The 14,095-nt window shown below is 35.0% G+C and carries 13 protein-coding genes and 1 pseudogene; 8 read left to right on the top strand and 6 right to left on the bottom strand.

The window, feature by feature from the left end; translation table 11 throughout:
• Positions 1–133 precede the first annotated feature (133 nt).
• Positions 134–466: an SPIN family peroxidase inhibitor gene (spn, locus tag B5P37_RS05375; RefSeq protein WP_085237265.1), complete on the bottom strand. Its 333-nt coding sequence runs from the start codon at positions 464–466 to the stop codon at positions 134–136.
• Positions 467–818: 352 nt separating this feature from the next.
• Between spn and B5P37_RS05370 the strand changes: the two genes are divergently transcribed.
• The 6 genes and pseudogenes from B5P37_RS05370 to B5P37_RS05345 form a co-directional block, all read left to right on the top strand.
• On the top strand, positions 819–1,346 hold the full coding sequence (locus B5P37_RS05370) for a YfiT family bacillithiol transferase (protein WP_085238428.1): 528 nt from the start codon (positions 819–821) through the stop codon (positions 1,344–1,346).
• Between the two features lie 219 nt (positions 1,347–1,565).
• The gene (locus tag B5P37_RS05365; protein ID WP_085237264.1) at positions 1,566–3,065 is read left to right on the top strand and encodes a catalase; all 1,500 of its coding nucleotides are present in this window, start codon (positions 1,566–1,568) and stop codon (positions 3,063–3,065) included.
• Between the two features lie 187 nt (positions 3,066–3,252).
• Positions 3,253–3,576, top strand: a complete 324-nt coding sequence (locus tag B5P37_RS05360) for a hypothetical protein (RefSeq protein ID WP_085237263.1) — start codon at positions 3,253–3,255, stop codon at positions 3,574–3,576.
• Positions 3,577–3,672: 96 nt separating this feature from the next.
• Positions 3,673–4,119, top strand: coding sequence for a Dps family protein (locus B5P37_RS05355; RefSeq protein ID WP_085237262.1), 447 nt, complete (start codon positions 3,673–3,675; stop codon positions 4,117–4,119).
• A gap of 576 nt (positions 4,120–4,695) precedes the next feature.
• Positions 4,696–4,818 carry an ATP-binding protein gene (locus B5P37_RS12350; protein ID WP_276307743.1) on the top strand — a complete coding sequence of 41 codons (123 nt, stop codon included), beginning with the start codon at positions 4,696–4,698 and terminating at the stop codon, positions 4,816–4,818.
• A 58-nt stretch (positions 4,819–4,876) separates the two neighbouring features.
• Positions 4,877–5,128 (top strand): annotated as a pseudogene (locus tag B5P37_RS05345) (group II intron maturase-specific domain-containing protein); the annotation flags it as partial.
• Positions 5,129–5,180: 52 nt separating this feature from the next.
• Here B5P37_RS05345 and istB read toward each other — a convergent pair.
• From istB to B5P37_RS05320, 5 genes are all read right to left on the bottom strand, one after another.
• Positions 5,181–5,939: an IS21-like element helper ATPase IstB gene (gene istB, locus B5P37_RS05340; RefSeq protein ID WP_085238427.1), complete on the bottom strand. Its 759-nt coding sequence runs from the start codon at positions 5,937–5,939 to the stop codon at positions 5,181–5,183.
• The gene (gene istA, locus B5P37_RS05335) at positions 5,939–7,222 is read right to left on the bottom strand and encodes an IS21 family transposase (protein ID WP_085237260.1); all 1,284 of its coding nucleotides are present in this window, start codon (positions 7,220–7,222) and stop codon (positions 5,939–5,941) included. The genes istB and istA overlap by 1 nt, the downstream gene beginning before the upstream one ends.
• A 270-nt stretch (positions 7,223–7,492) precedes the next feature.
• Positions 7,493–8,614, bottom strand: coding sequence for an MFS transporter (locus B5P37_RS05330; protein WP_169710781.1), 1,122 nt, complete (start codon positions 8,612–8,614; stop codon positions 7,493–7,495).
• Between the two features lie 43 nt (positions 8,615–8,657).
• On the bottom strand, positions 8,658–9,701 hold the full coding sequence (locus tag B5P37_RS05325) for a glutathione S-transferase family protein (protein WP_244898642.1): 1,044 nt from the start codon (positions 9,699–9,701) through the stop codon (positions 8,658–8,660).
• A gap of 14 nt (positions 9,702–9,715) precedes the next feature.
• A complete protein-coding gene (locus B5P37_RS05320) occupies positions 9,716–11,026 on the bottom strand; it encodes a radical SAM protein (protein ID WP_085237257.1) in 1,311 nt (436 codons plus the stop codon).
• Positions 11,027–11,439: 413 nt separating this feature from the next.
• On the opposite strand from B5P37_RS05320, the gene B5P37_RS05315 reads away from it, so the two are divergent.
• Positions 11,440–12,840, top strand: coding sequence for a sodium:solute symporter family protein (locus B5P37_RS05315; protein ID WP_085237256.1), 1,401 nt, complete (start codon positions 11,440–11,442; stop codon positions 12,838–12,840).
• Positions 12,837–13,994, top strand: coding sequence for an aminotransferase class I/II-fold pyridoxal phosphate-dependent enzyme (locus B5P37_RS05310; RefSeq protein ID WP_085237255.1), 1,158 nt, complete (start codon positions 12,837–12,839; stop codon positions 13,992–13,994). The genes B5P37_RS05315 and B5P37_RS05310 overlap by 4 nt, the downstream gene beginning before the upstream one ends.
• The last annotated feature ends 101 nt before the right edge of the window (positions 13,995–14,095 follow it).

Below are 14,095 nucleotides of genomic sequence, written 5' to 3'. Positions count from 1 at the left end.
GATCACTTCATAATATAAAGTTTGAATCGAAGTTCACGTCAGAAAATGAAGTGGGTGTCTGGTGCATTAAAAAAGCTTGGTGCAGGACAGAAATCTAAGAGATATCATGGTCCTACGCCAAGCGATGGTTTGATTAAAAAACGCGATAAGAACTTGATTTTGAAAGTAAATAATTGTATTTAGAAGTGTCTAAACCGTCTTTTTGTCCTTTTTTCACGATCGCACTGATTGAATGTAATCCTTGTGCAGCAAAGTACGCTTGAAGGCGTGTTTTTGTTTTAACACTTGCATGAGGATCGATTAAAACATCGATATAAGTTAATTCGTGCTCAAGCAATGCCTCATCATCATGTAAAATAATCCCGTTTTGAGATGTGACTTTAGCGTCTGCGTTATGACTTGTTGCTGCAAATACCCCTGTTGATAAAATCCCTACTGTTAAACCTGCAACTAAAAATTTCTTCATATAACACACTCCTTTGTTTTGTTGATACAAATATAACACAATAAATAAATAGAAAAAGAATTATTACGTGTATTTAATAATAGTTAATGAATGATTAATATTTGTGCAAAATATTTGCATTCATCTTTCAAATAGGCTTGTTCTGTGTTGAATGAGGAAAGATGATGATTTATATAGATTTATCAATGGTTTAGGGATTTGAATCACTCGACATTAGACGATGGGATTGATGAAATGAAGTTTGATTTATTTTAATAGAAAAATAAAAATGCAAGAAGTGATCACGATGAATTACAATTTTAGTGTTAAATGATATGATTAAGGTGTCTTAATATGAATGGGAGGGGTCAATTTGGACAAACGATTTCCAATCGGGCAATTAGAAATACCCGAGCACATCACACAGCAACATGTAAGGGAATGGGTAGCGGATATTCAAACGTATGTACAGGATTTGAAGAAAGCGGTTACAAATTTGAGCGAACGTGAATTACAGTCGACATATCGTGAGGGAAGTTTTACAGTAGCGCAACTGGTCCATCATATTGCGGATTCACAGCTTAACTTGTATCAGCGATTGAAACTTGCATTAACGGATGATCATCCAAACGTTGCAGAGTTTAAACAAGATGCATGGGTCACATTGGCAGATGGGCAATTGCCAATAGATGTAGCGATTCAGTTGCTTGATGCATTGAATCAACGGGTTAGCGCCATCGGGCAACATTTATCTGCGGCACAATTGGAGCGAGGTTTTGAATTAGAAGGTAGTGGTACAATTACAGTGGGTGAAACCATTGCGAAGTTACGTTGGCATGAGCGACATCATCTTGCACATATACAATGTGCCCTTGGACAGTTTATACCTGAATCGGAATAAAAGGGTTGTAATTGAAAAGAGGAAGGTCGTTTTTGAGAAGCGCCTCCTTTTTTGCCACAAAACAGTAACAATTCATTAAAGGCTGTTGTGACAATGTTGAAGCGATATTTTTAGTATAGTGAGGAAACAAATTTTTAAATTTTGTTTAATTTACTTTGTAATTACTATCAAGTGATGGTATACTAAATTAAAATAATTCTAATCTAGAGGTGTAAAGTTATGAATAGAGATGAATCGAAATTAACAGGTTTATTTGGACATCCAGTCAGTGATCGAGAAAATTCAATGACTGCAGGTCCACGCGGGCCATTATTGATGCAAGATATATATTTTTTAGAGCAATTAGCACATTTTGATCGTGAAGTCATTCCTGAGCGTCGTATGCATGCAAAAGGATCAGGGGCATTTGGTACATTTACAGTAACAAACGACATCACAAAATACACAAGTGCAAAAATTTTCTCAGAAGTGGGTAAACAAACAGAAATGTTTGCACGTTTTTCTACAGTTGCGGGTGAACGTGGTGCGGCTGATGCTGAGCGTGACATTCGTGGTTTCGCATTGAAATTCTATACTGAAGAAGGAAACTGGGACCTTGTAGGGAACAATACACCGGTATTCTTCTTCCGCGATCCTAAATTGTTCCCAAGCTTGAACCATGCTGTAAAACGTGATCCACGTACAAACATGAGAAGCGCGCAAAACAACTGGGATTTCTGGACGTCATTACCTGAAGCATTGCACCAAGTGACAATTTTAATGACTGATCGTGGTATTCCTAAGAGTTACAGACATATGCACGGCTTCGGTTCACATACGTATTCAATGATTAATGCGGACAATGAACGTGTTTGGGTGAAATTCCACTTCAGAACACAACAAGGTATCGAAAACTTGTCAGCAGAAGAAGCAGCCAATGTTGTTGCGCATGACCGTGAATCTTCACAACGTGACTTGTTCAATGCGATTGAAGAAGGCAACTTCCCTAAATGGAAAATGTACATCCAAGTGATGACAGAAGAACAAGCGAAAAATCATAAAGATAACCCATTTGATTTAACAAAAGTTTGGTTTAAAGGGGAATACCCATTAATCGAAGTTGGGGAATTCGAATTGAACCGCAACCCAGAAAACTACTTTATGGACGTAGAACAAGCGGCGTTTGCACCGACAAACATTATTCCAGGTCTTGATTTTTCACCTGACAGAATGTTACAAGGTCGTTTATTCTCATACGGTGATGCACAACGTTACCGCTTAGGTGTTAACCACTGGCAAATTCCAGTTAACCAACCTAAAGGTGTCGGTGTCGAAAACTTATGCCCATTCAGTCGAGATGGTGCAATGCGTTTCTTAGACGGCAACCAAGGTGGTAAAACGCACTACTATCCAAACAGCAACGGTGCATTCGAAAGTCAACCTGAATACAAACGTCCGCCATTGGCATTAGAAGGTGCGGCATATGAATATGATTTCAGAGAAGACGATGACAACTACTTCGAACAACCAGGTAAATTGTTCCGTTTACAATCACCTGAACAACAACAACGTATGTTTGAAACAACTGCGAATGAAATGGAAGGTACAACGGATGAGGTAAAACGTCGTCACATTAAAAACTGTTACCAAGCGGATGTAAACTATGGTACAGGTGTGGCAAAAGCATTAGGTATGGAAGATCAATTAGACGCAATTGTTGCTGAAGTTGGTACAAAATAAAGTGCTGTAAATCACAGTGCATATCAATCACGTTTGATGGATGTGTGGTAAATATCGATAGCACAAAGAAGGCGATGGGTAAGGAGAGTATGTAAGTTTACATTCTGCTTGATGACTATCGCCTTTCCTTGCTTAGTGTGGTGCTAGGTAGTGAGATTTTTAAATTTGTGAGTGTGAGGTTTTAAGTATGATTTTAGATAGAGTGAACCCGGATGATTTATTTCCAACAGAACATGTAGAAACGTCCGTAAAAGGCATCATGCCTTATCAAATGAAAGATGAAACAAAGCGTTTTGAAGCGGCGTACGTCGTGACAAACGAACGCCTTATTTTAAATGTGGATATGGACGGTCAATTTTATTACCGCAATATCCAGTTTAGTGAAATTAAAGACATTCAAGCAGAAGGTCAAACATTGACGATTACATTTGACTATGGTGTATTTACACTTGAAGAGAGTAATCCTGAACAAGTGAAAGCTGTTTCAGCGTATTTGCAATCAAAATTATAAACCATACATTCATGCGTACAATTGTTGTTGAAGTACGACTTTAGCAACAGATGAACGGATATGTAAAAATGAATCATAAGAAAGGTGAGATAAAAGATGGCTCAAGGTAGAGAACAAGTCGTTAAAGATTTAAACTTACAATTATCAAATTTCACAGTATTATGGACAAAAATTCATAACTATCATTGGTATGTGAAAGGTCACAACTTCTTCGCTTTACATGAAAAATTTGAAGAGTTATATAATAAAGTGGCGATTTATGTCGATGAGATTGCAGAACGTGCATTGGCGTTAGAAGGCCACCCTATCGGTAAAATGAGTGAAGTGTTAGAAGTGTCTAGCATTGATGAAGCAGAATATGGTATCAGTGCGGACGCAATGGTGTCACAATTGGCTTCAGATTTTGAAACGATTGTGAAGGAATTGAAAGTCGCACAAGGTAATGCTGAAGAAGCTGGAGATGATCGCTCAGCCGATATGTTTATTGAAATTACAACAGAATTAGAACAGCATATCTGGATGTTAAAAGCTTTTGTGGGTTAAGATTTTGATGAGCTCGGATTGTTTTGGGATAGTTGATAGCTATTCCACAGACAGTCCGAGCTTTTTTGGGTGCGCCCGGCATGGGTAACACCTTGACGGTGAAAGTCCGTTACAGACTTGGTAGTAGGAACTGTTAGCGAAAGACAAGGGTGTCCATTGTGAAGTGGAATCTGAAGGAAGTCGGACGCAAACACTCGCACCGACGAACAGAAATATCATACTAAGGCGTTATAGAATGGATGAGTCTGCTGAACAAGATGAAGTCCCATACTACCCGAGTTCTATATCGTAAATGATGCGGTGGCATGAGTGTAAAGGGGTTACACCTTACCCGGGGAGGTCTCACCAGCGATAGAAATATCGTAGTAACAACGAATGATGAGAAGTCAGCAGAGGTCATAGTAGGGAAAATGTACCGAAGGACCGAACAATATTCAATACAAAGTAAAGATTGGAGGTTACAGATTTACGAAGTACAGAATACGGGAAACTGTTGACATTCCATATGAAATGAAATCAACAATAATTACGACTAATATTCCGTTTTCTAGTTGAGGTGAGTCATTTAGTAATAAGATTGCATCAGCAGCTATAATTGATCGATTAATTCACCACTCTAAAGTATTTAAAATTACTGGAGAATCTTATCGATTAAAAGATTATAAAAACGAAAAATCCTTAAATATGAGACAATCTTAAACCGCTAAAAAACGACATTTTCAAACCGCCAAAAAACATCATTTTTAAACCGCTATTAACAAAAGACATTATCGCTGAAATTAACCAAGTGACGAGAGGTTGGATCAATTACTTTGGTAGAGGTTTTATCAGAGGATTTATTGAAACCACGCAATCTTGGCTAAAACGCCGACTTAGACAACTCATTCTTAAACGGTGGAAAAGAGTAAGAACAAAATATAAGATGTTGCGCCAATATGGTCTTGACCATAGAAGTGCAATGAAGATCGCACAGTCTCGCAAGGAATATTGGCGGTTATCAAACACGTATATAAACGTCAAGATAAATATGTACAATTTTGCTTAAATAAGCATGTACAGTTTTATTCTTTTTCTGAAGGGAAATGGTTTTTTAGTCTATAAGACTTTCCAACGATAGATACGATTGAGGCATGATGCAATACGCGGTCTAAGATTGCGTTCGCTATCTTCGTATCTTGGAATACCTCATCCCATGCTTTAAAATTAATATTCGTGGTAAGTATCGTGCTTTTCTTTTCATATCGACGATCAATAACTTGAAAAAACAACTTTGCGTCTTCAACATCAATCGGTAAATATCCAATTTCATCAATAATTAAAAGCTTATATTTACTATAATGTTTAAGCCTAGTTTCAAGCCTCCCTTCATTGTGAGCCTTACGTAAATCCTCAATCAACTGCTGGCATTTTATAAAGTAGGTGCTGTTTCTTTTTTTAGCAGCAGCTATGCCTAAGGCGGTTGCGAGGTGGGTTTTACCCACCCCACTAGGACCTAAAAAAACGATGTTTTCTTTGTTTTCTATAAATCTTAAAGACATAAAATCCTTGATTTGCTGTGGATTAATACTCGGTTGAAACTCAAAATCAAAGCTATTCAGCTCCTTTTGAAATGGAAACCCCGCCACCTTAACCATAGATTGAATCATATTTTTTTCTCTTATATCCACTTCATAGTTCGTCAGCTTAATCAAAGCATCTATAATAGAACCATCGTTCCTAATATTAAAATCTACAACTTCATCCAGATGTAATATCATTTGTTTCATTTTCAGATACTCTAAATTATCTAGAAGCTGTCTATAGTTAGAATTCGTTTTCATCATTCATACATCTCTCCAATGGCTTTTAAATTTTCTTTCGCTAAATCGTCAATGTCTGGATAATATGGGGATGATAATTGTAGTGCTTCAATATAATGTGCTTCTTTATAATTCAACTTGGCGTTACTTATAGAGTGGCACGCTATCAGCTTCATGTTATAATATACATGTAGTTCATGATTGAATACTTGTAATTGCACGCGCTTTCTGGCATATTCAGATGGTACTGAATATTGATTGCCTTGGTACGTAATCATATTGGAAGCGTTAACTTTTACATGTTGTCCAATTATTCTATAGGAGTCTCTTACTTTTTCCGTAGGAAGTGGAAGTAAGTGGCTCTTTTCTTTTTCTAATTCAATAATCGGTATTTTTCCCGTACCCTGATGTAGTTGATAATTCACTCTTTGATTCAGTTTTGAGATATATGCATGAAGCTCAGACAAATTAAATTTGCCTTGATAGGCATGGATTTCATCAAGTAGTTTCATAGAAGCTTCCACTTTACCCTTTGTCATAGGTCTCCCTGCTATACACGGTCGTATTTTTGTTCCCATATCATGTGCGAATTGTTCGAATCGACGATTGATTTGTCCTTTACTGAATCTTGTACGGGGCTGATCCATCACTGCTTTCATATTATCTGTGAGTAGTTCTTTAGGCACCCCGCCAATCATTTCAAATGACTGGGTTAAAAAAGACTTCAGAATTTCTTGTGATTTTGTGGTTGAAATATTAAAAATTCGAAATCTAGAGTAAGACAGGATTAACATGGCGATATGAACTTCAATGACATTGCCGTCTTTCAATCTAAATTTGATGTTTTCTTTCCAGTCCACTTGTGCTTGAGTGCCTGGTGCCGTTTCGTAACGTGCCACGCTTTTAAGCGTTTTAATTTTAGCCCCCGTTTTAAAATAATCATTAAATGTTTTGTGCTTCGATATATAACTTCTAAAAAGTGATTGAGAACAATCTAAGCCATGATTATCTTTGAGATACTGCCATAATACTCTTTTATAATAAAAGGTTTGTGGGCTTTCTTCTGATAAAAGTAGTTGGATTACATTGTAATATTTATCAACTTTTGAAGTTCTTTTTCGAGAACTTGACGGTGTGTAACCTTTTAAGTATTTGTCGATTGTCCGTCTATCTTTACCAAGATCCCGAGCTAACTTGCTTTTATTGATTTTCATTTTTGCACTCTCCATCATTTCTTTCAGCTTTGGTAAGTCTGAAAGGCTTGTGATTTTAATTTCTGTATCTATTTTGACTGTATAGTTCATAATTTCACCTCAATCAAATTATGATTAAAACAGTCGTTTTTGTACATACTTATTCAAGCGAGAGTGTACATTTTTAAATTAGCATTTATACACGTACGAGGTTCATCGTGCGCTTACAACAAAACAACTCTACAAGTGGGGGTTAATACCATTAACCCCCACTTGTAGAGTTGGCTTACGCAAGATATTGAACCGTACACTCGGTGGTGTGAGAGGACGAATAGTCAATTAATGGCTATTCTCCTACTCGATTTAGTGTACCGTATGAACTTATGGTTTTTTTGAATGAAAACTAATTATGAAAAGACCATTAGATACTATGAATATAATAGAAATCAAAATATACAAATCATGGAGAGTTAATATTTTTAATAATAAAGAAGCTGTATATCCAGCAAGTGGAATTGTCCCCCATGTAAATAAATATATAGTAGAGTTTATATTACCTCTTATATTTTCAGGTATAATTCTATATTGAACAGTTGTTCTTAAGATACTTCCAAAACTGCGAGAGAGAAATCCTAAAAAAACTCCTAAAAAGAATAAATAAGATTTTGAGATTAAGAATATAAAGGGAATGCTTAAAATTAAATTCATAAGCCCAATAGATTTTTCAAATCCTATATTTTTAATAATTATTTTGGGCAACATAGACCCTATTATTGCACCAAAGGATAAAATACTTATAATCACTCCAGCTATATAATGTTGTAAATTAAGATATCGGATCATATACAAAACAATAGTATTAGTTAAAATAGTCATAGAAAAATTTATGCCCATGGTTATTATTACTATTAATAAAATTTGTTTGTTGTTAATAATGTAAAGAAAAGAGTTTTTATCATTAGTTTTTTCATTGGGTGATGACTTTTCTCTTTTTTTAGAAACAGTGTTTTTAGTTTTATAACCCATATTTAAATAGATAAGAAGATTCACCATTTGTAAAATAAACATAACTAATAAGGCTAAAACGAAATTATTAGTGAATACAAAAGAAAAAATAGGAGAAACAAAATTAACTATAGATCTCATTAATTGAACTAAACTGTTTATAGAAGTTAAATTCCCACTGAAGTAATCAGGGATAAAAACACTGGTGTTAATCTCTAATGTAGTAGATATTAAACTCAATATTATTATAAAAATTAAAAAAGTAATGAAATTACTGTAATTATTTACTATTGTCATTATATAAATAATATTAACAACTATAAAAATAATATAAAAATGAATAGGTATCTTTATGCTTTTAAATCGATCAATAATATAACCAGAAATCTTACTAAAAATAATAAAACCAATTGAATAAGTTGAAGTAAGAAAAACTACTTTGGAATCGGAAAAGTTATATAGAGTTATTCCGAAAAGAGGTATTAAGTATATTAACATATCATTAATAAGTAGTCGGTTAAATTCAGAAAAGATGAAAGAATTACGCATCTTTTAGTTTATCCTTATATAAAGAATTAGGATGAAGTAGTTTGAAAAAATCTTCTACATCTTGTTTGATAGTATCTTTATCAACGTTAAATTTAGTACTCACGAAATTAATGATATCAGTTTTAGAATGGTCTTTTACTGCTAAAGAATAAAATAATTCTGCTGTGCTATTATCTAGGATATGATAAACATCATATTTGGGGTTATTTAGCATTTTTAAATCGGTATGATATCTATAATGAGACACTATCCATTTTGGAGAATCTACTATAGAGTTATCAATATTATCGTAAAATTGTTTTGCTTCAGAAATGTATTTTTTTATAGAGTAATGATTTAATAATACATTTATATATTCTCTAATTTTAGAATTTCTTATTTCAATGTTCCAACCATCTATTTGTTTTGCGATAGGAGCAAACATTATGTCTGCAAATGTTAAATTATCATCAAAAAGAAAGCTTTTTTCGTATTTATTTAAGATATTATTTAATAAAGATAAAGTTTCATTTAATTGAGTAATCCCAACTTCACCAATATCAGATTTATTAGGAGATCTAAATGAATTTGAAAATGACATCTCACTCATTAAAGGTAATAAATCAGCGTGTATGTGGCTACAAAAAGTTAAGATTTCATATTGTAACGTTTTATTATCAGATAACAAATTAATGTTGTGGAAATCTCTTAAATATTGTTCCATAACTAAAATATCTGAAATGACAATGTTATTTGTAGTATCAATTAAAATTGGAACGCGAGGTAAAAATTTAGAAAAACTATTTTTTATTAAACCAGTAGAATCATTTTTTAATATTTGGGTCAATTGGCAACCACAACCAGATGCTGGTTCTTTTGGAATTTCGTAATCGTTATCTCCAGTTATTATTTCAATGTCTCCATTTTCATGGTATTTTACCGGCCAGTCCAAACCAATCATTTTATAGTCATAATCAAGTTTTGATTCTTCTAATAATATATAAGCTCGCATAGACCATGAGGAAAATTGTTTATCTCCACCGTAGAGTTTAATCATTTTGTTCACTCCTCCTAACAAAAAGAATTTATTTTTGTAGTTTCTTTATCAAAAAAGTATTTCAAATGACAACCACCTTGACATTTACTTAAAAATTGACAACCTGAACAACTATTTCTAGGTTGTAATACTTCATGGACTTTCGTTGTCAATTTCTGCCATAAACTTTCAATATTATTTTGAGCTACATCTCCAAAATAAACATTACTATGAGGACAGTTTCTCAACCTACCATCAAAAGATATACTTGCCCAAGTAATTCCAGACTCACAGCTTCCAGTAAATTGTTTATCTATTTTTTGAAAAATTGGAGATTTAAAAGTAATAGGGTTATCTTCTTCAGACAAGCACATTTTTTGACCACATGGCCATGCAATATTAATGTAATCTTTTTCATCAATAAATTGGTCAAGGTTTTTTATCAATTCGGGCAATTCATTATATTTAACAGCATATTTTTCATCATCTTTTCCAGTTGGAACATATCTCATAACACTAAAGTATTTGCTGCCATGTTCATATGCATCTAATACTACTTTTTTTAAATTTTGAATATTATCTTTTACTAAGGTTAATTCTGTCACAACATCAATTCCCGAATTTGATAATTTTTCTATAGCATTAATAGCTCTATCATAAGCAAATTTATGTCCAGTTAAAAAATTATGAGTAGTTTTATCGCCATGTAATGAAATTAAAACAGTACCAACATTATTTCTTTTGAAATTCTCAATCATTGAGTCATTAATAAAATGTCCATTTGTAAAAACAATTTGATGTAATCCTAGTTTTCCGCCATAATCTAATATTTCTTTTATATCAGGGTGTAAAAGAGTTTCTCCACCGCTATATCTGACTGTTAAACATCCTTTTTTACTAGCTTCTTTCAGTATTTTAAAAATTGTTTCTTTAGCCAAATGTTTCTGAGGTAAGAGTTTTATTTGTTTTTTAACTTCTTTATCAGATAAATTAGGGTCTATTTTCCATACGTTATAACAAAAACCACAATTCCAATTGCATAAAGAAGTTACTTCAATTTCTAGTCGAAGTGGAAATGATAATGGGTGCTCATGCCTCTTTTCAATATCAAAATCAACTGGATAAATGTTACTAGATATTTTCTTTTGGAATTCTAAAAGGTCATTATGAACTTCTTCTTTTGATATTTTGAATTGATTTGATATGTTAATAACAGCTTGATTAAAAGTATTCTTTTGTAATTCCTCTGTAAACAAAACTCCCATATCATCTAATCTATGCATTTGACTAGTTTTAGGGTTAAATAAAATTTTTAAATCTTTTCTTAGTCGCATATCTTTAATCATGTTATCCCCCCTAGATACATATAAATAAGGTTATAGTTGATTAAATCAACTATAACCTTGATGCATTAATTACATTGATGGCTCAGTGCTTTACCAGATTTAACTTCGGGTTTTTTATACTCTACCTTTGTTTCCGCTTTCATTTGAGACATCTCCTTATTATTTAATATAATATTACAATAATAATTTTATATTACTATCTAAAAAAATGCAAGATTAATTCTGAATTTTTAGATTTCTATATTTACATGTATACTATATAAAAAAACAACTATCCATAACTTAAATATTATGTTAACTAAAGCAAACGCTCTAAACACTATTAATGGAAGTATGATGAGCGCTTGAATCAGGCAAGGATGAAACAATGCGATAGAAGTAACAAAAAGACAGATAGAAGCGAGTTGATCAAGATGAAGACAATAGACTTTTTAGTATTTATGATTTACTTCACAGCACTGATTTCTATCGGTGTCATAGGCGTGTTAAAGGCAAAGTCATCTGAGAAATATATGGTGGCTGATCGCAATTTAGGGTTATTCATGTTATTCGGGTGTCTCACAGCAGTGTTTTTAGGGGGCTCTTCTACAATTGGTGCGTCACAACTCGGATATGAGATAGGACTTTCTGGATTTTGGTTTGTATTTTCTCTTGGGGTGGGAATTACAGTGTTTGGCTTGTTTTTACTCGATCGCATTATGAATTTGCGCGTGATGACGATTAGTGAGTTGTTATATCGACGTTTTGGTCACCGTGTGCGTATTATCGGAGCTGTGGTGACGGCGATGTATACCTTAATGCTTTGTGTCACACAGGTCATTGCAATGGGGGCTGTCGTTTCCCGAATTTTCAATTGGAATATGATGACCGCGATACTCGTTGGGGGTTGTATCGTGTTTATTTATACCGTTTTAGGTGGGATGTGGACGCTTTCTATTACAGATGTCATTCAATTTTTAGTCATGACAATAGGGATGTTTTGTATCATGTTGCCGATAAGCTTGCATAGTGTTGGCGGTGTGACGGCATTATTCGCACATCTGCCTGTGTCTCATTTGAGCTTTTTCAATATCGGAATCGGTGAAATATTGAATGATTTTGTGACGTATACCCTCGGTGTGATGGTAGGACAAGATATTTGGCAACGCTTTTTTACAGGTAAAACAAAGCGGATTTCGAAAACATCTGGCGTACTCGTGGGTGTGTATAGTGCGTTATACTCTATCGCCATGATTTTAATCGGTATGTGTGCGTATGTCTTATTCCCAAACATTCAAAATACGCAAAACGTTTTTTCTTATATGGCTTTTGAGACACTGCCTCCTGGCTTATTAGGTATCGTCTTTGCGGGATTAATTGTAGCGATTATGTCGACGGCTTCGGGTACGTTGTTAGCTTCAGCGACAATCGTCTCACGCGATTTATTACAACCGTATCTCTTTAAAAATATGGAAGATGGTCAAATGTTGCGCATCACACGACTCACTGCCTTCATTCTAGCGATTGGTGCGATGATGATTGCGATCGGGGTCAAAGAAGTGTTAGTTGCGATTGATGTCGCTTATGCGATATTGACAGGGGGTATTTTTATGCCAGTGTTATTGGGCTTGTTGATGAAGCGATTGACCGCACAAGCCGCTTTAATTGCGATTGTGGCGAGTGTCATAGTGGTTTTCATAGGAATCACCCTTTTCGGTCCTCAATCGACGGTGACGCTTATTTGTGCTTTATGTGTGAACGCCATCCTATTAATTGGTATATCGAAATTGTATAATAAAAAGCAACCAGTTAATGGAGGGAGCGAGATAAAATGAATAGATTGAATGCACATATTCGAGAAATCGAAGTACCAGGGACAAGACAATTTGCAAACAAGGTCGATCAATATCCCAATTGCCTAGACTTAACGCTAGGGCAGTCTGACTTCCCTGTTGCGCATGATGTTCAAGAAGCGATGGTCACAGCGATACAAGAAGGGCGTCTAAAGTATACGCATAATAAAGGATTATTCGCATTAAGACAAACCATTTCAGAGTATACGGCTGAACGTTTTGGCGCCACCTATGATCCAGAGACAGAAATTGTCGTGACAAATGGGGCGTCAGAAGGGATTGATGATATTTTAAGAACGATACTGAATCCAGGCGACGAAGTGATTTTGACGGGGCCAACGTATCTGGGTTATGAACCGATTGTGAAATTACAAGGCGCGCATGTGAAATGGATAGATACGACGCAAACGGGGTTCATACCAACGGGCGCAGCGATTCAAGCGGCCATTACCCCTCGCACGAAAGCGATTATATTGAATTATCCAACAAACCCTACAGGCATCACTTTATCTTATGAAAATATTGCAGACATTGTCGAAGTTTTAAAAGAGACCGATATTTTTGTCATTACAGATGAGATTTATAGTGAGAATGTCTTTGAAGGACGACATCATTCATTTATGGAGTTTCCAGAGATACGTCAGCAACTCTTTGTCGTTAATGGTTTGTCTAAATCACATGCAATGACGGGGGCGCGTGTGGGATACGTTCTCTCTACACCGGAATGGATTGAAGAAGTGACGACCGTGCACCTGTACAATTCGATTTGTGTCGCAACGCCAAGTCAGTATGGGGCCATTCAAGCGTTGAAAGAAGGCCAAGCAAATATTGAAAAGATGAACGCGGCTTATCGCGCGCGTCGTGATTATGTGTATCAACGACTGACAGACATGAATTTACCGGTGATGTTACCACAAGGGACTTTTTATATTTTTCCTGATGTGTCCGCTTATGATTGTGACTCTTTTCGCTTTTGTAATCAGCTGTTGGAGCATGAACAGTTAGCCATTGTCCCAGGCAAGTCGTTTTCTGATTTTTCGGAAGGTTACGTGCGATTATCATTTGCTTGTGATATGGACACATTGAAAGCAGCGTGTGACCGTCTGGAACGCTTTTTGTCATATTATCGTGCATAGCGAGCTGTACGTGTTGAACGATGGAGATGTGATTTGAAAAGTAGGCGCTGTTGATTGCAATCTAAGAAAAGAAGTTTTATAATTATAAATCGTAATCATTT

The sequence above is a fragment of the Staphylococcus lutrae genome (assembly GCF_002101335.1).
GTDB classification, from domain to species: Bacteria; Bacillota; Bacilli; order Staphylococcales; family Staphylococcaceae; genus Staphylococcus; species Staphylococcus lutrae.
The sequence above is the reverse complement of the archived record's forward strand: the minus strand, read 5'-3'. Positions and strand labels throughout refer to the sequence as shown.

Excerpts from the sequence above, each read along its gene's own strand:
- B5P37_RS05315 (WP_085237256.1), top strand. The coding sequence starts at position 11,440 with ATGAAGACAATAGACTTTTTAGTATTTATGATTTACTTCACAGCACTG.
- B5P37_RS05365 (WP_085237264.1), top strand. The coding sequence starts at position 1,566 with ATGAATAGAGATGAATCGAAATTAACAGGTTTATTTGGACATCCAGTC.
- B5P37_RS05310 (WP_085237255.1), top strand. The coding sequence starts at position 12,837 with ATGAATAGATTGAATGCACATATTCGAGAAATCGAAGTACCAGGGACA.
- B5P37_RS05330 (WP_169710781.1), bottom strand. The coding sequence starts at position 8,614 with ATGTTAATATACTTAATACCTCTTTTCGGAATAACTCTATATAACTTT.
- B5P37_RS05320 (WP_085237257.1), bottom strand. The coding sequence starts at position 11,026 with ATGATTAAAGATATGCGACTAAGAAAAGATTTAAAAATTTTATTTAAC.
- istA (WP_085237260.1), bottom strand. The coding sequence starts at position 7,222 with ATGAACTATACAGTCAAAATAGATACAGAAATTAAAATCACAAGCCTT.
- B5P37_RS05325 (WP_244898642.1), bottom strand. The coding sequence starts at position 9,701 with ATGATTAAACTCTACGGTGGAGATAAACAATTTTCCTCATGGTCTATG.
- spn (WP_085237265.1), bottom strand. The coding sequence starts at position 466 with ATGAAGAAATTTTTAGTTGCAGGTTTAACAGTAGGGATTTTATCAACA.
- B5P37_RS05355 (WP_085237262.1), top strand. The coding sequence starts at position 3,673 with ATGGCTCAAGGTAGAGAACAAGTCGTTAAAGATTTAAACTTACAATTA.
- istB (WP_085238427.1), bottom strand. The coding sequence starts at position 5,939 with ATGAAAACGAATTCTAACTATAGACAGCTTCTAGATAATTTAGAGTAT.
- B5P37_RS05360 (WP_085237263.1), top strand. The coding sequence starts at position 3,253 with ATGATTTTAGATAGAGTGAACCCGGATGATTTATTTCCAACAGAACAT.